This is a genomic window from Sellimonas caecigallum, assembly GCF_019754295.1.
GTDB lineage: Bacteria > Bacillota > Clostridia > Lachnospirales > Lachnospiraceae > Sellimonas > Sellimonas caecigallum.
In genome coordinates this window covers 25268-50223 of sequence record NZ_VIRV01000011.1, presented here as the reverse complement: position 1 = coordinate 50223, position 24956 = coordinate 25268, and the positions used below count along the sequence as shown (strand labels likewise).

General features: G+C 44.6%; 18 protein-coding genes and 1 riboswitch. Of the genes, 13 read left to right on the top strand and 5 right to left on the bottom strand.

Features of this window, described 5'->3' with window-relative positions; translation table 11 throughout:
• The first annotated feature begins 12 nt into the window (after positions 1-12).
• Both FLB61_RS08590 and FLB61_RS08585 read left to right on the top strand, forming a co-directional pair.
• The gene (locus FLB61_RS08590; RefSeq protein WP_087201983.1) at positions 13-516 is read left to right on the top strand and encodes a transcription repressor NadR; all 504 of its coding nucleotides are present in this window, start codon (positions 13-15) and stop codon (positions 514-516) included.
• Between the two features lie 32 nt (positions 517-548).
• Positions 549-1058 (top strand): flavin reductase, encoded by a 510-nt coding sequence (locus FLB61_RS08585; RefSeq protein ID WP_087201981.1) that lies wholly within the window; start codon positions 549-551, stop codon positions 1056-1058.
• A 105-nt stretch (positions 1059-1163) separates the two neighbouring features.
• On the opposite strand, the gene FLB61_RS08580 is transcribed toward FLB61_RS08585, so the two are convergent.
• Positions 1164-1742 carry a CD3073 family putative ECF transporter S component gene (locus tag FLB61_RS08580; protein ID WP_221919901.1) on the bottom strand — a complete coding sequence of 193 codons (579 nt, stop codon included), beginning with the start codon at positions 1740-1742 and terminating at the stop codon, positions 1164-1166.
• Positions 1743-1895: 153 nt separating this feature from the next.
• Here FLB61_RS08580 and FLB61_RS08575 point away from each other — a divergent pair, with 153 nt between their 5' ends.
• The 6 genes from FLB61_RS08575 to FLB61_RS08550 all read left to right on the top strand — a co-directional run bounded on the left by FLB61_RS08575 (position 1896) and on the right by FLB61_RS08550 (position 7180).
• Positions 1896-2432 carry a CD3072 family TudS-related putative desulfidase gene (locus FLB61_RS08575; protein WP_087210410.1) on the top strand — a complete coding sequence of 179 codons (537 nt, stop codon included), beginning with the start codon at positions 1896-1898 and terminating at the stop codon, positions 2430-2432.
• 72 nt (positions 2433-2504) lie between these two features.
• Positions 2505-2616, top strand: a riboswitch (TPP riboswitch).
• A gap of 129 nt (positions 2617-2745) precedes the next feature.
• Positions 2746-3042 carry a thiamine-binding protein gene (locus tag FLB61_RS08570; protein ID WP_087201975.1) on the top strand — a complete coding sequence of 99 codons (297 nt, stop codon included), beginning with the start codon at positions 2746-2748 and terminating at the stop codon, positions 3040-3042.
• The gene (locus FLB61_RS08565; protein WP_087201973.1) at positions 3011-3775 is read left to right on the top strand and encodes an ABC transporter permease; all 765 of its coding nucleotides are present in this window, start codon (positions 3011-3013) and stop codon (positions 3773-3775) included. The genes FLB61_RS08570 and FLB61_RS08565 overlap by 32 nt, the downstream gene beginning before the upstream one ends.
• Before the next feature lie 65 nt (positions 3776-3840).
• Positions 3841-4797 (top strand): ABC transporter substrate-binding protein, encoded by a 957-nt coding sequence (locus FLB61_RS08560; protein ID WP_405121561.1) that lies wholly within the window; start codon positions 3841-3843, stop codon positions 4795-4797.
• Between the two features lie 11 nt (positions 4798-4808).
• Entirely contained in the window at positions 4809-5558 is a 750-nt protein-coding gene (locus FLB61_RS08555; RefSeq protein WP_221919899.1) for an ABC transporter ATP-binding protein, read from the top strand.
• 185 nt (positions 5559-5743) lie between these two features.
• Positions 5744-7180, top strand: a complete 1437-nt coding sequence (locus FLB61_RS08550; RefSeq protein ID WP_221919898.1) for a polysaccharide deacetylase — start codon at positions 5744-5746, stop codon at positions 7178-7180.
• 29 nt (positions 7181-7209) lie between these two features.
• Here the strand turns inward: FLB61_RS08550 and treR are convergent, their stop codons facing one another.
• Entirely contained in the window at positions 7210-7935 is a 726-nt protein-coding gene (gene treR, locus FLB61_RS08545) for a trehalose operon repressor (RefSeq protein ID WP_087201965.1), read from the bottom strand.
• Between the two features lie 165 nt (positions 7936-8100).
• Here treR and treP point away from each other — a divergent pair, with 165 nt between their 5' ends.
• From treP to FLB61_RS08530, 3 genes are all read left to right on the top strand, one after another.
• Positions 8101-10062 carry a PTS system trehalose-specific EIIBC component gene (gene treP / locus FLB61_RS08540; RefSeq protein ID WP_087201963.1) on the top strand — a complete coding sequence of 654 codons (1962 nt, stop codon included), beginning with the start codon at positions 8101-8103 and terminating at the stop codon, positions 10060-10062.
• 26 nt (positions 10063-10088) lie between these two features.
• A complete protein-coding gene (gene treC / locus FLB61_RS08535) occupies positions 10089-11759 on the top strand; it encodes an alpha,alpha-phosphotrehalase (protein WP_221919897.1) in 1671 nt (556 codons plus the stop codon).
• 192 nt (positions 11760-11951) lie between these two features.
• Positions 11952-19685, top strand: coding sequence for a ZmpA/ZmpB/ZmpC family metallo-endopeptidase-related protein (locus FLB61_RS08530; protein ID WP_221919896.1), 7734 nt, complete (start codon positions 11952-11954; stop codon positions 19683-19685).
• A gap of 84 nt (positions 19686-19769) precedes the next feature.
• Here FLB61_RS08530 and FLB61_RS08525 read toward each other — a convergent pair whose 3' ends face one another.
• The 3 genes from FLB61_RS08525 to FLB61_RS08515 are packed head-to-tail and all read right to left on the bottom strand — an operon-like array spanning position 19770 to position 22826.
• Entirely contained in the window at positions 19770-21017 is a 1248-nt protein-coding gene (locus FLB61_RS08525; RefSeq protein ID WP_221919914.1) for a M24 family metallopeptidase, read from the bottom strand.
• A gap of 33 nt (positions 21018-21050) precedes the next feature.
• On the bottom strand, positions 21051-22160 hold the full coding sequence (locus tag FLB61_RS08520; RefSeq protein ID WP_221919895.1) for a phosphotransferase family protein: 1110 nt from the start codon (positions 22158-22160) through the stop codon (positions 21051-21053).
• Between the two features lie 12 nt (positions 22161-22172).
• Entirely contained in the window at positions 22173-22826 is a 654-nt protein-coding gene (locus tag FLB61_RS08515; protein WP_221919894.1) for a helix-turn-helix transcriptional regulator, read from the bottom strand.
• A gap of 246 nt (positions 22827-23072) precedes the next feature.
• On the opposite strand from FLB61_RS08515, the gene FLB61_RS08510 reads away from it, so the two are divergent.
• Together FLB61_RS08510 and FLB61_RS08505 are read left to right on the top strand one after the other, a co-directional pair.
• On the top strand, positions 23073-23993 hold the full coding sequence (locus FLB61_RS08510) for an ABC transporter permease (protein ID WP_221919893.1): 921 nt from the start codon (positions 23073-23075) through the stop codon (positions 23991-23993).
• 10 nt (positions 23994-24003) lie between these two features.
• Positions 24004-24954, top strand: a complete 951-nt coding sequence (locus FLB61_RS08505) for an ABC transporter permease (RefSeq protein ID WP_221919892.1) — start codon at positions 24004-24006, stop codon at positions 24952-24954.
• The last annotated feature ends 2 nt before the right edge of the window (positions 24955-24956 follow it).

Sequence of the window (24956 nt, the reverse complement as noted above, 5' to 3'; positions counted from 1 at the left end):
AGGATGAAATGTATGGACGGAGAATTGCGCAGGCAGGAAATATTAAGGCAGATACAGGAAAGCGACACTCCTATATCCGGGACAAAGCTTGCACAGATGTGCTCTGTCAGCAGACAGGTCATCGTGCAGGATATGGCGGTCCTGCGGGCATCCGGGTACGATATCGTATCGACATACCGGGGATATATCTGCCGCGAAGACAGGAAGGCAGAGCGTATCTTTTTTGTATCGCATACAGATGAAGAGATTGAAGAAGAATTGAATCTCATCGTGGATTTCGGAGGGATGATAAAAGATGTGTTTATCAGACATGAAGTGTACGGAGAATTGAAGGCGGTACTGGATATCCATTCCCGAAGAGAGGTGCAGGAATTCCTAAATGAGATCAAAACCGGAAGATCAGGACCTCTGAAAAATATTACATCCGGCAGGCACTACCATACGGTTCTGGCGGACAGTGAAGAAATCCTGGATGCCATCGAAAAAGAACTGAAGGACAAAATGTTTCTCCTGTAAAAAAGAGAACAAAGCAGAAAGGAAGGGGCTTTATGAGTTTTAAAGAGATCAAACCGGAAGAATGGGACAAAAACCCGTTTGAAGCTATCGGAAAGGATTGGATGCTTGTGACGGCAGGCACAGAAGAACATCTCAACACGATGACCGCCAGCTGGGGCGGCGTAGGTGTTATCTGGGGAAAGCCTTCCGCTACGGCATATGTCCGTCAGACACGTTATACAAAGGAATTCATTGACAACAGCGAATTTTTTACTTTGTCGTTTTTTGACAAATCACACAGAGATGCGCTGAACCTTTGCGGAACGGTTTCCGGAAGAGATCGGGATAAAATCAAAGAGGCAGGACTTACTCCGATGGCTGTGGATAAAACAGCAGCTTTTGAGGAAGCGGATGTGATTCTTGTCTGTCGGAAACAGTATCATCAGTATATGAATCCAGAAGGATTCGACGTGAAAGAAAACAATGCAAAGTGGTATGCAGACAGAGATTACCACACGATGTACATCGGATCTATCGAAAAAATCCTTTTAAAAGAAGCGTAGAAAAAAGAACAGGAATTGATAAGCAGGCAGTTTATGTGATATCGTTTTGGTTAGAAAAAACTAACTAAAGAAACATCACAGAACTGTCTGTTTATATGTTTAAAATTATTTTCTTGCTTTTGCTTTCAGGCAGGTAGGCTTCATGTATGCCGGAAGTGCCTTGATCAGGAAAAAGACGATCAGAACGGAAAGCGTCTTATCCAGAAGATTGTTAAAAAGTTTCGGGATGAAAGAAGCGGCAAAAATGCCCATACCGCTTTGTTTTAACACTGCTACCGCGATATCAGATACCGTACCGGTAAGTCCACCGTAAACGACGATACCGATCGGTGTGCCGATGACCGGTGCGATAATGCCGATGATGATACCGGTAATAATGGCTGAGGCAAGTGTAAGCCGGAATTTGCGGAAGATCAGACCTACGACAAGACCGATAGCGATATTGACAAGCATAAACGGCATTCCTCCAAGAGAGCCTGAAATAATGGCAGTCAAAAAATTGGTAAGGGCGCCTACACAGACACCGTATACCGGGCCGAAGCATACAGCTGTAAAAATAGTGCCGATCGTGTCCAGGTAGACTGGGAACTTGATTGCCGCCATGACAATGCCAAGTACGATGTTCAGCGCGATACAAAGTGCGCAGAATAAAAGTATTGTTGTTTTGGAAAGTTGTTTATTCATAGTATTCCTCCTTTGTAGTATATGTACACAGACAGTCTAACAGATAGAAAAAAGAAGATAAAATCAGTATTTTTCATGTATAACGAAAATTATAGAAAAAAGCAATGACAAGGCCATGTGGGAAAATGGTATACTATGTCCGGAGGAAAAAAGATGAAACAGAAGATAGTGATCGTAAGCCATTGTTTTTTCAATGACGCAAGTAAACTAAGCCATCAGAACAGGGAAGAGCAGGAGGCGGAAAGAAAAGAGAAACGCATTTTTCTGCAGAAGCTTCTCCAACAGGGAGCGGAGATCATGCAGCTTCCGTGCCCGGAATTTTTGCTCTATGGAAGCAGGAGATGGGGGCATGCATCCAGCCAGTTTGACACTCCGTTTTTCCGAAAAGAGTGCGAAAAGATGCTGGAGCCTTTTGTGATGCAGTGGAAGGAATACAGTGCATTTCCAGACCGCTTTGAAATCATTGGCATTGTCGGGATCGACGGAAGCCCAAGCTGCGGAATAAACGCTACGTATGACGGCGACTGGGGAGGAGAGTTCCAGGATATGGACAGAGTAAAAAAAGCAGTCGGCACACTCAAAAGAAAAGAAAGATCGGGGATTTTCATGGAAGTCCTGAAAGAGATGATGGAGAAAGAGGCGCTTTACATACCGATGTATTCCATGAAGACATTTCCGGAATTCATGTAAAAAAATCAAAGAAATGTATCATGAGGAAAAGAATATCTTGACATCGAAATTAAAAAAGCGTAAACTGTAAAACGATAAGAAAAGGGGAGCTGGAGAGAATCCGGCTGAGAGTAAGGATAGATTCGCCTTAGACCCTGGACCTGATCCGGATAATGCCGGCGTAGGAATCATAGTGAGATTGCATATCTAAAGAAAGATATGCTGTGCAGGACATGATGCCTTCTGTCGGAAAGATCCGACGGAAGGTTTTTTTATTCTATAGAAAGTCTTTGAGACTCGACTATAGCAAAACAGATTCAAGGAGGAGAAAAAAATGAACGCAAGTGTAGCAATCCAGTCATTGCCGGATGCGGCAAATGACGAAGAGCTGATCCGTATTGTAGATGAGGTCATCGATTACATCAAAAGCACGGGGCTGAATTATTACGTTGGGCCTTTTGAGACAACCATCGAGGGAGATTACGATGAGCTGATGGATATCGTAAAAGAATGTCAGCATATTGCAGTCCGTGCGGGTGCACCTCATGTGGCAGCCTACATCAAGGTAAGCTACAGACCGGAAGGAGACGTGCTGTCTATTGAAAAGAAAGTTACAAAACATCACCAGTAAATTGTGGTCTTTGGCAGCGCTTCTTGTCATTTTGATAGCATGGCAGGGAGTTTCCATGGCAGGGTTAGTCCCGGGATATATGCTCCCATCGCCGGTAGATGTGATAAAAGCGTTCATATCCGAGTTCCCGCTTCTGATGGAGAATGCGAAAGTGACGCTTATGGAAGCGTTTATCGGACTCGGATGCGGGGTGGCGCTTGGTTTCTTGATGGCCGTGATCATGGACCGGTTTGACCGGCTTTATAAAGCACTGTATCCGCTGATCGTCGTGACGCAGACAGTACCGACGGTAGCGATCGCGCCGCTTCTCGTACTTTGGTTCGGATACGAAATGCTTCCGAAAGTTATTCTGATCGTCATCGTCACATTTTTCCCGATCACAGTAGGACTTCTCACGGGATTCCGCTCTGCGGACAGAGATATGATGAATCTTTTGCGGTCTATGGGGGCCGGAAGACTCCAGATTTTCCGGTACATAAAGCTTCCAGGAGCGATGGGACAGTTTTTTTCCAGCCTTCGGATTTCTGCGTCTTACGCGGTAGTTGGCGCGGTCATCTCGGAGTGGCTTGGAGGGTTCAATGGTCTTGGAGTTTATATGACAAGGGTAAAGAAGGCGTTTTCATTTGACAAAATGTTCGCTGTGATCTTTTTGATCTCCGCCATCAGCCTGATCCTCATGAAACTTGTGGATATGCTCCAGAAGCGCTGTATGTCCTGGGAACAGAAAAAGTAAGGAGAGAAATAAAGATGAAAAAGAAAATACTTGCAATGGTGCTGGCTGGCTGCATGGTATTCTCCATGGCAGCTTGTGGCTCTGAACAAAACAATAGTCAGGATAAAAAAGAAAAGAAAGAAAAGGTAACATTTGTCCTGGACTGGACACCGAATACAAACCACACTGGTCTGTATGTGGCTCAGGAGAAAGGCTACTTTGACGAAGAAGGACTGGAAGTGGAGATTGTACAGCCGCCGGAGGATGGAGCAGATGCACTCGTGGCTTCCGGAAAAGCTCAGTTTGGAATTTCTTTCCAGGATACAATGGCGCCGGGCGTAACAGGCGAGGATGCTATCCCGACGACAGCTGTGGCAGCGGTTGTCCAGCATAATACTTCCGGTATCATTTCCCGGAAAGGGGAAGGAATGGACAGACCAAAAGGACTGGAAGGAAAGAAATATGCCACATGGGATGCCCCTATCGAGAAAGCGATGATGAAAAATGTCGTGGAGGCGGACGGAGGAGATTTCAGCAAAGTCGAGCTGATCCCGAGTACAGTTACTGATGAGGTATCCGCCCTCAAGTCCAAGTCCGTGGATGCTATCTGGATTTTCTATGCATGGGCAGGGATTGCAACAGAAGTGGCAGGACTTGAGACTGATTATTTTGCATTCAAAGATATCAACCCGGCCTTTGATTACTATACACCGGTTATTATTGCAAACAATGACTTCCTGAAAGACGAGCCGGAGACAGCGAAGAAGTTTTTGAATGCGGTTAAGAAAGGATATGAGGATGCTATAGAGGATCCAAAAGAGGCAGCCGACATTCTCTGTGAAGCATCTCCGGAGCTGGATAAAGATCTCGTCCTTGCAAGCCAGGAATACCTGAAAGATCAGTATATCGCAGATGCAGACAGCTGGGGATATATCGATCCGGAGAGATGGAATTCCTTCTATAACTGGCTGAATGAAAACGGTCTTACTGAGACTGAAATCCCGGAAAATACAGGATTCAGCAATGAGTATCTTCCAAAATAGCGAGAAAACAGATGGCAGAATTAATCGTATCAAATGTATCAAAATCTTTTGACGGAAAAAAGATCATAGAAGATGTGTCCATAGAGATACATGACAGGGAACTGGTAAGCCTTCTGGGAGTAAGCGGCGGAGGAAAAACGACGCTTTTCAACGTTATTTCCGGTCTGATCCTTCCAGATGCAGGACAAGTATTTCTGGATGGCAAGGAGATCACAGGACAGCCGGGAAAAGTAAGTTATATGCTTCAGAAAGATCTTCTGCTTCCCTATCGGACAGTAGAGGACAATGTGGCGCTTCCTCTTCTGATCGCGGGAATGAACAAGAAAGAAGCAAGAAAAAAAGTGCAGCCATATTTCGAGGAATTTGGGCTTTCCGGGACGCAGAAAAAATACCCGGCACAGCTTTCGGGTGGAATGAGGCAAAGAGCTGCCCTTCTGAGAACGTATATGTTCTCAGATAAACTGGCTCTTTTGGATGAACCGTTTTCTGCATTGGATACTTTGACAAAGGGAGCCATGCACAAATGGTATCTGGATGTTATGGGGCAGATCCACCTTTCTACCATCTTTATCACTCACGATATTGATGAGGCCGTGCTTTTGTCAGATCGGATCTATATTCTTGGAGGAAAACCTGGACGCATCGTTGATGAGATCCGCATTACAGAGCCGAAACCAAGGCGGAAAGACTTTAATCTCACAGGGGAATTCCTGGAGTATAAAAAGCGAATACTTGAAAAAATCGGGAACCCGGAAGCGTAGAAAAAGCTTCTGGGTTTTACAGTCTATTAAGCAATATTTAAAAATTTTAAGATTCATTGAATAAAATACAAATAATGATAAAATTCGACAAAGTGGACTTGACCGTGGTATTGTCTGATGATATTCTCATAGGGACACAAGGGAAAAGTTATTAGATATATACGAAAGAGATGTGGGAAAATCTTATGGAAGAGCGTGAAAGACAGAGAAGAAGGCAGGCAATACGGAGAAAAAGGCGCAGAAGACAAAGAAGGATCCTTCTTGGAAGTTTTGCTTTGCTTCTCTCTCTGATTCTCGGAGGTGTGATCTACCTTTACACACATCCCCTGTTTTTGAAAAGCGATGTGGTCAAGGCAGAACTGAATGAAGAATTTGATCCGACAAAAAATGTCCGGTTTGTATTTGGAGGGAAAAAATCTCAGGTAGAGATACAGACAGACGCCGATTTGTCGAAAGAAGGAGAATATCCGATCACTTACAAATTCCGGGGACAGGAGAAAAAGGCGATTGTCAAAGTACAGGATACAACACCGCCATCCCTGGAGCTTCAACCTTACACGACAGATATGGCAGAAGAGATCAAGCCGGAGCTGTTCGTAAAGGAAGTGAAGGATTTCTCCGAGGTAAAAGTGCGATTTAAGGAAGAGCCGGATTTTCAGGAGGCAAAGGAGTATACGGTTTCCATTGTTGCAGAAGATGCAAGCGGTAACCAGACGGTCAAGGAGACAAAGCTGATCCGTAAAAAAGATGAAACAAAACCGGAAATACAGGGCATCGAAGACGTGGAAATCCTGCAGGGAAAGATATTGGATCTTCAGAAAGACGTCACGGTCAAGGACGATATGGATCCGAATCCTTCACTGAGTGTTGACCAGACGGCAGTAGATTTCAACACACCCGGCACATATGAGGCAGTCTACAAAGCAAAGGACCGGTCCGGAAATGTAAACGAGATCAAACGTAAGATAGTTGTAAAGGAAAATAAAGAATTCAATCAAAAGATTGTGTATCTGACATTTGACGACGGCCCTTCAGACAATACAGAAAAGATAATTGATATTCTTGATGAATACAATGCCAAGGCGACGTTCTTTGTGACAGGAAACAACAAAAAGAAAAATGATCTGATCACGAAAGCGCACAAGAAAGGACATGCCATCGGACTTCATACATACACTCACGACTACGCGTCTGTGTACTCTTCTTTGGATGCATACTTTTCAGATCTTCAGAAGATTTCCGATATGGTAGAAAGTTTGACCGGAGAGAAATCAAAGCTGATCCGATTCCCGGGAGGCTCCAGCAACACTATCAGCGCTCATTACACAAAAGGGATCATGACGGAGATCACAAAGAAGGTCCAGGAACAAGGATATCAGTATTTTGACTGGAACTGTGACTCTACAGATGCGAGCGGCAATCATGTTCCGGTGGAAAAGCTCGTAGCCAATGCCACATCGGGTAAGGGCAATCACATTAATATTCTGATGCACGATACGGATGCAAAAGATACGACTGTAAAAGCACTCCCAAAAATCATCGAGCATTACAGGGCACAGGGATATGTATTTAAAGCTCTGACTGTAGATTCCTACGCCCCTCATCATCATGTAAATAATTAAGTTACCGGATAGGAGATCAGAAAAATCTCCTATCCTTTTTTGCGTGCCGCAACATCCAGGAAGCGAAAATAGTCCGGACGATGCCGGGACTGTGTGTATTCAAACAGGATCCCGTTATCATCGTATGTCTGGCTTGTGACGACGGCCAGACAGTTGTAATCTTTCAGATCCAGATATTTTTCGTCTACCTGGGTCATCTTCTCAACAGTTATTGAGCGCTTACTTGTGGAAATAGTAAGGTGCAGATCATTTTCCAAATAAGCATAGATGGAAGAGGCAGCAATCTCCGGTGTTAATCCATTTGTAAGTTCCGTACGGAAATAGTTATGGTCGAGGATCAGAGGGATATCGTCCAGGTAACGAAGCCTCTGAATGTAATAAAGAAGCGTTCCCTCTGGAAATCCGGTTTTCCGTGCGATATTGGCATCGGCTGTCAGCTCGGAAAACTGCAGTACTTTTGTAAAGGGTTTCTTTTTGTTCCGAAGGGCGGATTCGTGGAAGGATTCGATTCCGCCCACGGTAAATGCTGTCTGCTCGATAGGCTGAAAGATATTCCGCACACCTTTGCCGTGCATGGGCTTTACATAGCCATCCGCAGTGAGTTCGGAAAGGGCGCGGCGGATGGTGTTGCGGGAACAGTTGTATTCCTTTACGAGCATATGTTCAGATGGGAGCAGAGCCTGATATGAGAAAGTTTCGTCTTCTATTTTCCGCTTTAAATCTTTGTATATACAGTCGTACTTTGCTTTTGGCATTTCTATCCACTCCTTCTTGTTTAAACATCTTTTCTTTATATTATAAAGAGTAAAAAAAAAGAAAGCAAGTATTTTCACACAGCTTCTTGACATGTTTAAACAAGCATGGTATATTTAAGTTGTTCAAACAAGTTCGGAAAAAGAAAGAGTAAAGGAGAGAGAAGAATGGCGAAATACGAAAATGACGTGAAGCAGCTTCTTACACTGATCGGCGGAAAAGAAAATATTCAGGCTGTATCACACTGTATGACGAGAATGCGCTTCGTACTTGTTGATCCAAAGAAAGCGGATGAGAAAGCGATCGAGGAGATCCCGTCTGTGAAAGGGACATTTACACAGGCAGGACAGTATCAGGTCATCATTGGGAATGACGTATCTGTCTTTTACAACGAGTTTACTTCCTATGCAGGTATTGAAGGAGTAAGCAAAGATGCTGCAAAGGCAGCGGCAAAGACCAATCAGAATCTTGCACAGAAAATTATGGGTGCGCTTGGCGAGATTTTCGCACCGCTCATCCCGGCCCTGATCTGCGGAGGTTTGATCCTGGGATTTAGGAACGTGATAGGAGAGATCAATTTTTTTAACAATGGCAAACAAAGTCTTGCGGATTTGTATCCTTTCTGGCAGGGGACATATGATTTCCTGTGGCTCATCGGCGAAGCGGTATTTCATCTGCTGCCGGTAGGTATCGTATGGTCCATCACAAAGAAGATGGGAACGACCCAGATCCTCGGAATTATTCTTGGGCTTACTCTTGTATCTCCGCAGCTCCTCAACGGGTTTAGTGTGGCAGATACACCTGCATCAGAGATTCCGGTATGGGATTTTGGCTTTGCGCAGGTAGATATGATCGGATACCAGGGACAGGTCATCGCAGCTATGATGGCAGGATTCGTCCTCGTCTATCTGGAAAAATTCTTTAAAAAGCATTGTCCTGAAGTTGTCAGTATGATCGTTGTACCTTTTTGTTCCCTTGTTCCGGCGGTTATTATCGCACACACCGTAGTAGGACCGATTGGATGGAAGATCGGCGATGCCATTGCAAGTGTTGTTTACGGCGGACTCATGTCTGATTTTGGATGGCTGTTCGCAGGAGTCTTCGGACTTTTATATGCGCCGGTTGTTATGACAGGTCTGCATCATATGACAAATGCCATCGATACGCAGCTTGTAAATACTTACGACGGCACCATTCTTTGGCCGATGATCGCACTTTCCAACATTGCCCAGGGATCCAGTGTTCTTGCCATGTCCATTCTTCAGAAGAAAAATGAAAGAGCACAGCAGGTCAATATACCAGCATGTATCTCTTGTTACCTTGGAGTAACAGAACCGGCTCTTTTTGGTGTCAATCTGAAATATGTATTTCCGCTCATCTGCGGAATGATCGGATCTGCGATCGCGGCTATGATCTCCGTTGGATCCGGTGTTATGGCTCTCAGCATCGGTGTAGGGGGACTTCCGGGTATTATTTCCATCAAACCGGAGTTTTATGTACAGTTTTTGATCGCGATGGCAGTTGCCATTGTAGTGCCGTTCACACTTACCTTTATCGTGGGAAGCAGGAAACTTTCCGCAAAGGAGCGAGGCACTGCGAAATCAGAAAGCAAAACAGAAGTCAAAGCAGAAAAAATTGAAACAGAACAGATAGAGACAGAAAATACTGAAACGGAAAAGGGAGTCAAAGCGATTTTAAGCGGAAAAGTGATTCCGATCGAGGAAGTAGATGACAATGTATTTTCACAAAAGATCATGGGCGATGGTGTTGCCATCGAACCGACCGACACAACTGTAGTGGCGCCATCTGACGCAGAAGTGGCTATCGTCATGGCAGATACAGGACACGCCTGTGGACTGACACTGGGAAATGGCATGGAACTATTGATCCATGTCGGCATTGATACCGTAGATATGGGAGGAGATGGTTTTGAGCTTCTCGTATCCCAGGGAGATAAAGTATCAGCAGGCACTCCGCTGATCCGTTTTGATCCGGAAAAGATACGGGCAGCAGGACACCCGACAACGACAATGCTCATTGTTACCGGGGAAGGAAGTGCCAAGAATATTAAAATGAAAGCAGGTATGACGGCGGAGGCTGCGAAAACTACCGTCATCTCATTTGAATAGGACATAACAAAGAAAGGAAGAACGAGATGAAAACTGCAGATTTCAGAAAAAGTACGGTGTATCAGATTTACCCGAAATCATTTTACGACAGCAACGGCGATGGACTCGGCGATCTGAGAGGAATCATCGGGAAGCTTGATTACATCAAAGAATTGGGCGTAGATTATATCTGGATGACGCCGTTCTTCGTATCCCCTCAAAATGACAATGGATACGACGTGGAGGATTATTATAATATAGATCCGCGTTACGGCACGATGGAGGATGTGGAAGAACTGATCCGGGAAGCAGATAAAAGAGGAATCAGACTTATGTTTGACATGGTTTTCAACCATGTATCCAGCCATCATATCTGGTTTCGGAAGGCACTTGAGGGTGATCCGTATTACAAGGACTTCTTTTTCTTCCGGAAAGGGAAAGAAAACGGGGAACCACCTACCAACTGGGAAAGTAAATTCGGAGGAAATGCCTGGAAGTATGTAGAAAAATTTGATGAATACTATCTGCATCTTTTTGATGTGTCTCAGCCTGATCTGAATTGGGACAATGAAAATGTGAGAAAAGAAGTACAGAAAGTAGTCAGATTCTGGATGGAAAAAGGAGTCAAAGGTTTTCGGTTTGATGTGGTCAACCTGATCAGCAAAGAGCGGTTTGAAGACGATCATCAAGGGGATGGAAGAAGATTTTATACCGACGGGCCGAATATCCATAAATATTTAAAAGAGCTTCACGAAATGACGTTCGGAAATGACACAGAGATCGTGACAGTTGGAGAAATGTCCAGCACATCCATTGATAACTGTTATCAGTACGCAGGAGAAGATACGAAGGAGCTGTCCATGGTATTTAGTTTCCACCATCTGAAAGTGGACTTCATGGGGAATGAAAAATGGGTACTTGTACCTGCAGATTTCCAGAAACTCAAACGGATTCTTTTTGAATGGCAGACGAAAATGGCGGAACATCATGCGTGGAATGCGGTTTTCTGGTGCAATCACGACCAGCCGAGAGTCGTCTCCAGATTCGGAAACGAAGGCACATACTGGAAAGAATCTGCTAAGATGCTGGCAACGATCATCCACATGTTGAGGGGAACGCCGTACATTTATCAGGGAGAGGAGATCGGTATGACCAATGCGGGATTTACGGATATTTCTCAGTATCGTGATGTGGAAAGCTTAAACCATTTCCGGATCCTTCAGGAGAAAGGACTTACCGAGTCCGATGCATATCGGATCCTTCAGATCCATTCCAGAGACAACAGCCGTACGCCGATGCAGTGGGATGAGACAAAACATGCGGGATTTGTAGCTGGTGGATCAGAAGCTGAGCCATGGATATCTGTAAATCCGAACTATGTGTCCATCAATGCAGCACAGCAGCTGGAGGATGAGGATTCCATTTTCCATTATTATAAGCAATTGATCAGGATCAGAAAAGATCTGGATGTTGTGGCATATGGAAGTATCGTTCCGCTGGCAGAAGAACATCCGTCCATCTTTGCATATGAAAGAGCATACAAAGACGAACATATGCTGGTAGTAAATAATTTTTACGGCAAAGAGACGCAGTGGAAGACGGATATTGACCTGACAGGATACGAATGCATTCTCGGAAACTATGACAACCACTCGGCTCCGGAAAATGGGGAATGGAACTTAAAGCCATATGAATCGATGATCTGGTATAAACAGTAGGACAGACAGATAGCAAAAGAAGCCATATATGTTTGCAGGAAATGCAGACATGTGTGGCTTTTTTTGGCTGTGTGCGGAAGTCCGTGGAGCTATGTTTTTTCCAGTAATCTCATATTGTTCCCAATGCACAAAACAGGTACAATGGTTTGGGTCAAAAAACGACCGATATTAAGGAAAGGATTGAAGTCAGATATGAGAACAATGAGAGTACTGTTGACTGCAGTTATGTTGTGCAGTTTTTTATTGACAGGTACGAAATCGAATGCGGCGGATGTGTCTGGGATAGAGATTTCCGCCTCATCTCGATTCATCAGAAAAGGAGAGGAAACGGACCTCACATTTTCTCTGAAAGGATATTCTGATATAGAAGATGGGATCAATGTATTAAAGGGAGCCCTGGAGTATGATACGGACGTTTTTGAGGCAGTTTCTCAAGAAAACTTTGAGACGGCAAATTCGTGGGAGAAGCTGTTTTATAATCCAAGAAACGGACAGTTTGTGCTGATCAACAAAGGCGGAAGCATGCGCGAAGAGTCGGTATTTAGCGTGCGTCTTGTGGCCAGACAGTCCATACCGGCCAAGGAGACATCTGTCACTGTCCGAGATCTCTCTGTTTCAGAGGGAAGAGAAGACATAGATTTATCGGATGTGTCCTTTTCCCTGTCTGCGGTTTCTGAGCTGCCATGGCAGTCAACGGAGGGAGAGGACGGAAATCTGGAGGATAAGGGAAACGACAGTGTACAAACAGGGGACAGCCTGGCGGGAATTTTTCCCGTAGCGGGAGTATTTCTCGGTTCTGCAGTTCTTATAGGAGTTGTTCTTTTTCGAAAAAGAATGGGAAAGTTTTCAGGAAAGAAAAAGATTCTGATGGGGGTCATTGTCTGTACTGGTGTAGTGCTCCTATCAGCAGGAGGCATCTATGCGTTTGCAGGGAAAGGAGACTTGGACAATGACGGGGATACAGACTATACGGATGTGGAACTTTTGGAGAAGCATTTGATCGGACTTAAGCTGCTGCCAGATAAAGGGAGAAGAGGAGCTGATATGAATGCAGACGGAACGCTGACAGTTACAGATCTTTCTTTACTGATCCGCAAGATTGAAAAGTCTGTAGACTATGAAGTAAAACTCTCCTCTGCCATGGAACGGTTTCATTACGAGAAAAAAGAAGAGATCCAACTTCGGTTCCAGGCGGATGTATCGTATGGCACTTTGATCGAAAAAGTAACGGTCAATGGAGAGGAATACGAAGCGGAAAGGGAGGAAGGAAGCGCTGTATATCACATCAATGTAGAAACAGGCGATAATTCCGGTGTGAAAGAATTTCATATTACGGAAGTATGGCTGGAAGGCGGACAGAAAGTAAAGACAGATTACACGGAAAAGATTGACGTCCTGAAGGAAGAGCCGGCGGCAGAGGCGTTTTTGGCGGAGGAACTAACGGACACAGCTCAGATGAAAATTTCTTTTGATCTGAAAGACGCCGATTTGGCTCTAACCCACGCAGAGATGAAAGTGATAAAAGATTTGGATGGAACTTTGATTGTTTCGAAAAAACTGAAAGCGGGGCATCATCAGTTTGTGCTGGATTTAGAAGAAGACACAGTATATAAAGTACACATCGCAGGATACTATGACAGAGCGACCGGAAAACTGCCATCGGAAGACAGTTATAGAGGAAGCTTCACTGCTGAAAAAGAAATACAGCTTAACCTGGAATACAGTTTTACTTTCAGCAGTCTGAAAGCTGCTCTGGAAGACGGAACTTTGACAGACAGATTCAGCAGGAATCAGCCGGTTACCTTGACATTTGAAAGTGGTAATGCCACCAGATTCATGCCGGAGAGCGCTGTGGTCAATGGGAAAGTTTACCCGGTTGTTCAGAAAGATCAAGGCTACACTGTTACTTTAGGAGGATTTGACAAGATTGGGAATACCCAGATAAGGGTAGAGCAGATCATCCTGGAAAATGGAAAGTCTTTCCGTATCAGCGACAACAATGAGATCAACATCATGATTCTAAAGGAGACGCCTAAGGTCTACGATTTTTCTGTGAAAGAGGATGCCGAAAACAACCAGTTTGAGGTGGCGTTTCGTCTGACAGATCCAGATGGAACCCTTTCAGGACACAAAGTACGGATCCAAAATGTGAAGGGAGATGTGGTCGGAGAGCAGGAATTTCGTAAGATCCACCTGGACAATGAGCTGTTTGAAGAAGCAATCACACTGTCGGATAGAAGTCTGACAACGGAATATACGGTACAGATTACGGCAGACTGTGATCTCACGGAAGACGGAACAGAACAGGAGGAAGGAAAGATCCTGGCAGAAAAAACGGTAAAAGCAGAGCCGAGAGTTCAGATTGCGGACGGAAGGGCAAGTACGCTCTATGCCGAAAAAGGAGAAAATACAGAACTTTTTTATGGGGTGGAACACAACATAGAAAGCGGGATCACAGCTTTTGTGGTCGACAATCTGGAAGTGCATCCGAAGCAGCAACAGGATGGAACATGGAAAGTATCGGTTCCCGCACCTCTTCAGGCGGGGGTACACGCATTTGCGCTATCGCAGGTAGTATTTAGAGATGGCATGGAAGTCAGCGCAAAGTATGAGACACAAGTGGAGGTACTGAAAGATATTCCTGCAGTAGAGAATGTCGTATGCAGCAAGACGGCAGAAAATGAGTTACATGTTCAGCTGGAACTTTTGGATCCGGATCACGCGCTTCAGGATGCACGGGTGCAGATTAAAGAGGAAGGAGGGAAAATCCTTTTGAATGAATCTGTGACTGGATCAGAGAGCACGGTATCCACGGCCTTGACAGCAATGGAAAGCTACATAATCACTGTAACAGCGGATTACGACAGAGATACCAATACCATAGAAAATCAGTCCAATGAATATAAGAACGAGATACTTTATACAGAAAAAGTATACGCTTCAAGAGATGCCCTGGAGTTCAAAGATATCACAGCGGAAAAACTGTACTATCACGGTATAAACGGCAGAGAAGAAGTCCGAGTTTTGGATATTACAGAAGGGCTTCCGAAAGATACGGACCGTTATTTTGCGATGATCGAGATGGAGAACATGCCGGATTTTTATGCAGGTATCCGTGAATTCAGAAAAGAAAAAGATTCCGAAAAAGTATATGCTGTCCTTGATCAGGAGGAAGTAGTCAGGTATGAGGCGGATGGATCCCGGGTAAACGGATATGCTTTTCCGATTGCATACAAAGATGATGAAGGGGAACATCCTGTAATTGCAAGTGCAGAGGAACTTTTTGATGCAATGGAGGCAAATCCGAAAGGTAACTTTAGACTCACGGAAGATCTGGATGCATCTGCCATCTCTGCTGACCAGGCAGCCATAGCGGGGAGATTTACCGGGGAACTGGACGGAAACGGATATCGGATACGAAACCTAAAAACCTCTCTCTTTTCTGATTTGAGTGGAGCTTATATCCATGATCTGGTAATCGAGGATGCAGCAGTCACGGTTCAGCGCAAAGGGATTCTTTCGGAAGTCATTCAGAACAAGTCGAAAATTGAGAATGTTTTTCTTGTAGATTCCTCCATTTCAAACGGAGTGGATGGAATGGGGGCGTTTGCAGGAAGACTTGCAAATTCCGAGATCAGAAGGAGCGCATCCATAAATGTCTCTGTAAAAGGACTTGTGGCGATTGGAGGAATCGTGGGAAAGACGGAGACAGGTGCAGTAATCGAGGACTGCTATGTGACAGGGAAGATCCAGGGCACATATGATCATCCTTCTCTGGGTGCAAGAACCGGGGGAATTGCCGGATGGCACGGAGGAGGGAAGATAAGCAGATGCTACACAAAGGCTAAGATTGTAGCTCCGGCGAAAAAAGGAAACGGCGGGATCATCGGCGGACCGAATACGGGGACTCCGTCGATAGAGTACAGTCTAAGTATGAGTAACGGGGACGGATATCGGATCGCCGGATTTGACGTGCTGGGAAATGCGAAAGAAGTGTACGAGCATTTCGGATCCGGGAGTACAACGAATATTACGGAGGACAATGCGGGAAATGTAAAAGAGACAGATGCCGTATACGACAAGAGCTTTTATAAAAATACGTTGGGATATGACGACAGAGTCTGGGAGTTTAGGTGGCTTTCCTTCGGGAAGACCCCGTCGCTTAAAAAAGCGCCTGTAATGGAAAATAACTTGGGAATTCCAAATTATAGTATTGTCACAAAGCATAAAGATTATCTACCGGAGAAGGAGACAGCCTATGCAAATATGGCCAAAATGATGCCTTTTTCTGATTCACGGTTGTGGGTGGCATATGGCAACCGGATTCCAGAAGGATCGAAGCTGGGATCGGAACGGATCCGCTTTATCTTGCCGATTCATGAAAATGGTTCTCTTATTTCGGGACTCCGAAAAAGTGAACCTGATGATATCGAAAAAATCCGTATCGTATATGAGACTGGGAAAATGGAAGAGCATCATGTCGCTTATCGGAAGCTGACAGGAGAACTGGCGGCATTGTACGATGTGGAAGGAACAGATTTAAAATACGAATTTGGAAATTATATATCGGATATCGATGGAACTGTTTTAAGTGACACGGTTAACATGGTAAAAACGTATGATTATGTGGGAGACATCGCTGTACTTACGCCGGAGGAAGAAAGCAGACTATACGCTGACTATTACAATGAAAATGTAAAAGGAAATATGGAAACTATACTGCAGAAACTTTTTTCAGCAGGAGAAAGATATCCGACGTACAGCAGTCATCCGGCCGTTCAGACGCTTGCAGAAGAGAGAATGCGGGATGATAAGGAATTGAAACGGATACTGTATGCGTACAATTACTACGACAAATGGTACCGGATTGGCTATAAAGGAGTGACTCTGAGCGATCTTATGTTTTTCAGCGGAGAGCTGATGGCAGATGGCATGACGTATGACGCGCTCACAGAGCAGCTTCTGTCCGCAGCATCCGGACAGAGGAATACAGATCAGACGGTCACTTTCTATAACAATGTGCTGAAGAACTATACGGGACAGGATTTGACCGGTTTTCTTGGAGATCTGTCTGAAAGCCTTGCAGGATACGAAGACCCAAACGAATGGTTCAGGCAAAGCTTTGGCGGGGTGCTGGTCGAAGAAGAGGCCAGCGGCTATGGGGAAGGAAAGATCCGTTACCGCATCTGGGATAACTTAAGCGGGCTGAAGGACTCAGAAAAGAGTATTGTGCTTCAAATCCTTACGGCTCCTCAGAAAGATATGTATCTGATTTCTGTGCCATCCCAGATCCTGATCGGAAGTATGAACCGATACCAGGAGTATCTGAATAAGGATGGACAGGAGAGAGAACGTATCCGCCATACTGCAGAGATTTATGCAGAAAAAATGGGCATATTCTACGGAGTCTCTTCCCGGTGGATGAACAATTCCGCACATCGGCTTAACAGTTTTGTAAATATACAGTATGATACGAGACTCGGTTTTCCTGAGAGTCCTGCTGCGGCAGCTGGAATACAGGAAAAAGGCAAGACGAGAGATCCGATCATGAAATGGGTCTATGAGGCAAACAATATGCTGAATGCGCTGAATGGAAGTGCGGCAGTGGCCAATGGAAGCATCGTCATATGGATGCATACGCCGGCTCTTGGAACAAGTGACTACATTTTCTTTACATTTAGCCACGAAACGGCTCACAATCAGGATGGAAGATATTTTTATGGAGGGGAAGGAAGAAGAAATGGAACTGGAGCAGAGGCACATGCAGACGGAAACATTGCTCAGGAGATGAGGGATGGCGCCATGGTATTTAATATCTCGAAGAACAACGATATCGGTACCGAAATGACGAACAATTTCAGTTATGAGAGGATTGATACAGCTGAGAAAATCCACAGTTACTACCGGGAAATGTTTGATACGGGATATGTGCTCGATTATCTGGCGGCACAGGCATTTTTTGAACTGACGCCCGAGCAGCAGGCGGCAGTGGCTGTTCAGGCAGAGCACACTGCGGGAGGAAACTCATCCATGAGCACTACTTATAGAAAGCTTACGGCAGGTGAAGTCCATGCAATGAATCTGGACAGCATGGAAGCACTGTGGGATCATAAGATTTCTATTCGGAATGCGGCTTCCTATCCAGAGAAAATATCGACTGCAACGGAGGGAAGTTATGGATTTGAGTCTTTTTATACAATGAACTGGTATCAGTCTCACAATGACAACGGTTCTCCAGACACCCATTCTTTCAAAAGACTAGGTCAGGAGATGCTTGGGCTTGCAGGATACGAAAAAGGATATAAGGTATACATGTCCGCGCTCAGCGATAACGATCTGGAAGCGCTGCGCAAGATCACAGGCAATCCGGATATCACATGGAAAAAGTACAAATTGGACCGCTATCAGGAAGTGGAGGAAAAGCTGCATCAGATCCCATATTTTGACAAAGAAAGGGTTATCGAACAGTTTAAGGAAGCATTTAAAGCAGATGCTGCAAATGGAAATACGAACCGCAGCATGGAGACAAAACGAATGATTTACGGGATGGTCAAGAGAGTGACCGGGGATTTCAGTGACGGAGGCATTTATAAAAGTCCGACTGTCATACCGATTACATCCGCCGAAGAGTTCGTGCACCAGGTTTCCAAGAATCCTTACGGGTACTACAGCCTGGAACAAGACATTGACTTCAGCGGCATTTCTGCATCTGGCGGAAGCTATATTTCCGGAAGATTCATCGGGATATTGGATGGAAACGGATACCAGATGACCGGCATGAAATATCCGCTGTTCGGCGATATGCAGTATGCCAAGGTAAAGGATTTGATCATTTCCGCGTCTTCCTATGAGGGCGATGCTCAGGCGATCCTTGCGGTAAAAGCGAAGAAGGCAACAGTAGGAAACATCAAAGCTGTGAATGTTGATCTCTCTCTCCCGCTTATAAAAACAAAGACGGAAGGATACTATGAATACGGAGATATAAGCGTGACAGTTGGCGTGAAAAGAATAACAACGCCGGAGGAATTTCTCGACATCGGAGCTTCTGCCCAGTCCCTGAAAAAGCAGTATGTTCTGGAGACGGATCTTGACTTTCGGACATCTTCTTACGCAGAATTTGCAGTAAGAGGAACATTTTCCGGAAAGCTTGATGGAAACGGACATACAATATCAGGATTAGATGCAGTGCTGTTTGAAAAAATGGAGGGAGCCAAGGTTTCAAACCTTACAGTTCAAGGATCGCATCTTACGAAAAACACTCAGCAAGGCGCATTGTCAAATGACATCAGAGATTCGACGGTAGAAGACATAAAAATAAAAGAAGTTACGATCGCGAATGATACCAATCAGGTTGGAGGGCTTGCAGGGGTAATTGCGGATGGCGAGATAAGGCGGGTGTCAGTGGAAGATATTTCCATCCGGTCTAACAATACGATAGGTGGTATTGCAGGGCAGTTTGATGGAAGGATACTGGAAGATAGTATGGTAACCGGTGTCATCGAGGGGACTATACGTCATCAGATGGGTACAAGAATTGGAGGAATTACCGGATGGCAGGGAGGCGGGATCATACGGAGATGTCTGACGAAAATCAACATTACCGCTCCGGAACCGACTGGAAATGGAGGAATCATCGGCGGTCCGTCAAATGGAAACGTGAGTATCGAAAGCTCTGTGAGTCTAAGTATGGGAGTCAACGCCAACCGGATTTCGGGCTGGGATGTACTTGGGATTACAAGCAGTGTATACGAGCTGGACAGCTCAGACAGTACAAGCAATCTCCATGGAGGAAATGCAGACAGAGTTTTTTCGGTGTCGGAAGAAGAGACTGCCAAGAAATATTTTTATACGGAAACACTTGGATGGAGTGAAGACGTATGGGATTTCCGAGAAGTGACCGGGGGAGGACTCCCGAAACTGCGATAAAAGAGAATGGGATGAGAAAGAACAGAAAACACCCCGGTTGAGATCAGTGTTCTGCATTACTGATTTTCCAACCGGGGTGTTGGACTATTTGCGGCTCTTCATAAAGGCTTCAATTTCATCCGGCGTTTTCAAAATATGTTCAGAAAGATTCACGGCTCCTTGCGCTGTGATCAGTAAGTCATCTTCAATGCGGATACCGATGCCTTCTTCCTCCACATACAGCCCCGGCTCCACTGTGATAACCATCCCTTCGCAAAGTGTCTCGTATTCCGGAAGACAGATATCATGCGTATCCAGACCAAGAGGGTGACTAACTCCGTGGTAATAATAGTCGCGTACTGTCTTGCCGTCATGCAAAAGCCCAGCTTCTGGCAGAGCCTTTTCATAAAACTGAACGACGATGTCGTCTAATTCTTTCAGTGTTTTTCCAGGGGCAGCACTTTGGATTACGAGTTTTTGTGCCTGAAGAACAATTTCATACAGTTCTCTTTGCCGTGAGGTAAAGATCCCATTGATCGGGAAAGTGCGGGATATATCAGAGCAGTAGTGGCAGCAAGTACTTCCCAGATCAATAAGGACAAGTTCCCCGTCGTACACAGGCTGGCAGTTTTCCTGATAATGAAGGATCGTTCCTCGTTTTCCCCCCGCCACGATAGTCGGGAATGCAGTTTCTCGTACCTTTTGTTTTGCAAGAGCAAAGGAAAACATGCCCTCCAGCTCACATTCGTTCATGCCAGGCCGCGCATAGGCGAGAAGCTCCTCGATTGCTTTTCGTACCGAAATCTGGGCGGACTTCATAAATTCCAGTTCCTTGTCAGATTTTATCATCCGGCTTTTTGCCAATGCAGGGAAAACATTTATGACAGAAAGATGAGGATACTGTTCCCGTATATATGCTGCAATCCGGGAGGTGTCGGTACTGTGATCATCTATGCAAAATTTTTGAAGATCCAGTCCTACATTGGTGGAATAGTTGGAAGGGATATTGTTTATATAGCGGTGGAAACGCGGCGCCCAGTCTTTCATAGGGAAAATGGAGCTGATACCGCTGATGGAAGCAATCTGTGAGCGATCCAGAGTGCCGCCGTTCCATTTTGCGGCAACGTCATCTGTCTGATCTGCAAACAGCTCACAGCGGCAGCCGCCGTTCATATCCCGGATGATCATGAGAATGCAGTCTTCCAGATCCAGTCCTGTCAAATAATAGAAATTCCGGTTTACACTGAAAGGGTACCTCTCATCTGCAGACCGTACAGGAGCTTTGCCGGAATGAAACATCGCAATATAACAATTTCTCCAATCAAGTACATCTTTTCTTCTTTTTTCATACATGATGTTCAAATCTATACACCTCGATCTTATTTGTTAATCTGTAAGCGGAGTTACCGGCTGCTGGTCTCTTTGACGCCAGACATCGCCGACGGCCATATAGTCAATCTTTCCGGTTTCCATATATCGGAACAGAAGCTGTTTCATATCTTCTCCCCATGTATCCCGGATTCCGTCCACATATCCCCAGTAGGACTGAGCTAATTCAAGGAGACGGCATCCAGCAAGAAAATCAATCGCCATGTTGTCTTCCGGTGTCTTTGGCTCATAAAGTCCTCCGGCATCGCGATATCCACGGAAAAATGCCCCCTCCGCTTCATGGAAACAATTCATGTCATAAAAATTGAATAAAAAGAAACGAAAACCGTAAAATTCCAGGGCAGCAGGGGCAGCCTGGGCAGATTCCAGGTCAAAATATCCAGACGGTCTTCCAGTCTCATCTACATAGAAATTTTCTGCATGCATATCTGTAAAGTTCAGCACAGGTGGGGAGACGGTGTCCTGAAACTGTGGGCGAAGCTGCTCGAGCTTGCGGTCGAAGAATTTTGTAACTTTCTCCAGTTCTTCCTCTGTGAACACGTGTTTCTGAACACAGCGGTCTATTCTCATCTGGATTACCTGTCGAAAACGGTCACTGAAATTTTTAAGTCCATCTGGCTCAATGACAGAATGTTCCATGATATTTCCAAAAGAAGGGAAGGTAACACGCTGTACTTTTGCAAAGTCTTCTCCCAGATAAGTCATACTGTCTAAGAAGGCCTTTTTAGAATAGCCGCTGTTTTCCATATATGTTTTGTGGGAGATTCCGCTCATAAATTCCAGGACAATAAAAGTTCCGTAGGCGGATTTATGTATACCGAACACTTTCGGAGTCGGAACACCTGTCTTTTCCCGGATCATGGAGAAAAGATAAGCTTCTCTTTCAAGGGAAAGGCGGCCGCCAAAGAGGGTATCGCAGTTGGCGGAACCAATATTTTTTTCCGTTTCACGCACTTTGGCAAATTTGCAGATACATTTGGAGCCATCGTCCAACGTGACAATGAATACATAATGGTTCGAACCTTCGTTAATCTGTTTCATTCCTTTTACAGCATATCCGGCCGAAACTAAAGCATTTTCAGCATGCTCTATAGTTATAACATTCATTTGTGTTCCCTCCTATTTGTTATTGATTTGATGTAAATAGCGATAGATGGTTGCTTCGGAACTTTTGATTTCTTTAGCCACTTCTGACACAGAGCCTTTGACAAGAAATACACCCCGTTTGTCCATTTCTCTCACAATACTCAGCTTTTCTTCGGCGGTAAACCGGTCGGGAGTTGTCTGGAACCGAACGCGGGCTTCGCTCATTACAGAGCTGATCAATTCAGAGACAGATACACTAAGTGTTTCATAATATTCTGCAGGCTGCTGGGATGTTTCGGAAGCAGGAGAGGTATTTTTAGGAATTGTTCCGTTAATAATATTGTCCAGAATATCACGGACCTGAAGAAATTCTGTCATTTTCCAGTTGATAGTAAGAAAGCCGGTCAATGTTTCCTGATCGCGGATAAAAAACGTAGCGGAACGCAGTTTTTCGCCGGAAGAAGTAATTGTTCGATAATTCATCGTATAAGGAAGGGAATTACAGTTTGGATCGTTGAGGAATTTTTGATGAAGATCGTCCAGGGAATCGCCGATGTGGTAAGAATTTTCAAGTGGGTTTTCGATATGCAGGAATTTTTCTGTATCACATAGCAAAATCTCACAATTGCTTCCGAGAAAAACAGATAAGAATTTGGCAAGTGGTTTGTAGTCCTTTGGTTTTGACATAGAAGTATGTCACCTCCTATATGATTGTTATGAAAAAAACATATCATAAATATAAACAAAAGTCAACGTAATAAAAAATTATAATTATGAGAAAAAAATATTGACACATACATTTTAGTGAGCTAAAATGGTGACAAATAACAATGACGAAAACAACAAGGGCAAAAAAATATACAAATTCAACAAAAGATGTATTGCGCTTGTCTGTAAGATGTCGTCAAAAATTTAAACAAAGGAGAGCGTGGTATGGGAAAGTACGTGCTAAAAAGATTTGGATCAATGCTAATAACCTTGTTTTTGATTGCAACAGTAACCTTTTTTCTGATGCATTTGATACCAGGAGATCCATTTGCATTGCCAAGAGACACACCTGAAATAGTCCGTGAAAATCTGGAAGAAAAGTATGGGTTAGACAAGCCATTGTTTGAACAGTACACCATTTATATGAAAAATCTTCTTCACGGCGATTTTGGCTCCTCGATGAAATACAAAGGTCAGACAGTGGTTGGGAAGGTAACAACCGGAATGCCTCCATCAGCGCTTGTCGGATTCGGAGGCGTGATTATCGGATCGATCATTGGTCTGGTTCTGGGATGTATTGCTGCTTTGAACAACAAAGGAAAAGTAGATTACCTTGTGATTATCCTGGCGATCCTGGGAGTGTCGATACCAAGTTTCGTGTTTGGATCTTTAATACAGAAGATTTTCGGTGTAGATTTGAAACTCTTCCCCATCCAGGGGTGGAAGGGTGTGTCGTATGTCGTACTTCCGATGATGACAGCGGCATTTACGAATATTGCTTTCTACGCACGAATGCTTAGAACTAGCATGCTTGACGTCATGAAGCAGGACTACACATACACCGCAAAAAGTAAAGGTTTAACGAAAACAGAGATTGTAAAGAGACATATGCTTAGAAATTCATTGTTGCCGCTCGTTACTTCATTCGGACCAATGTGTGCGGGAGTGCTTACTGGGAACTTTGTAGTGGAAAAGATATTTAATATCCCGGGGATCGGACAGGCGATGATCAGTGCGATTCAGAGCAGTGACTATACGATGATCATGGGACTGACAGTTATCTTCTCATTTATCTCAGCGATCATGTATTTCGTAGTTGATATTCTTTACGGAGTAGTTGACCCGAGAATAAGAATCGCAGGTTAGGAGGACAGTTATGACAGAAGAGATCAAACAAACATCAGACGATATCCGGACTCTTCCTTTAGAGTTTTTTGAAAAAGATGAGCAGGCGTATGAAGATGCGGATAAGATTACAAGACCGTCCGTTACTTACTGGAGTGATGCGTGGAGACGATTTAAAGCAAACAAAATTGCTATGATTTCGTCGATTATCCTGATTCTTATCGCGGTTTTGGCGATTGTAGTGCCACTGATCAGCCGATATACATATGATCAGACAGACTTGATGGCGGTAAATCAGGCACCTTCAAGCGCCCACCTGTTTGGAACAGATGATTTGGGCCGAGACATTTTTGTGAGGTGCTGGGAAGGGGCAAGAGTTAGTCTTTTCATTGCACTTGTAGTATCTATTCTGAATGGAACAATTGGAATTCTATATGGAGGAATTGCAGGATACTTTGGAGGATTGGCAGACAATATTATGATGCGTTTCTGTGAGTTAATTGCATCGATCCCTCAGATGCTGTGGGTCATCCTTTTGATTTTGATTTTAAAACCGGGTGTCGGACCAGTCATCATCGCAATCGCTGCAACCGGGTGGATCGGAATGGCCCGACTTTTCCGAGGTCAGGTTTTCCAGATCAAGGAGATGGAGTTTGTAATGGCAAGCCGAACCATGGGAGCGGGCAGTATATGGATCATACTGAAACACCTGTTCCCGAATGCCTTAAGTCCAATTATCACAAATATGGCGTTTGCTATTCCGTCAGCTATTTTTGCGGAGTCCTTCCTGAGTTATATCGGACTTGGTCTTCCGCTCCCAACAGCCAGCTGGGGTGTGCTTGCATCCGACGGGGCAAATAAACTGCTGAGTTATCCGTACCAGCTGCTGTTTCCGGCACTTTTAATCTGTATCACAATGTTGTGCTTTAACCTTTTGGGAGATGGACTTCGTGATGCTTTGGACCCAAGAATGAGACAGTAGGA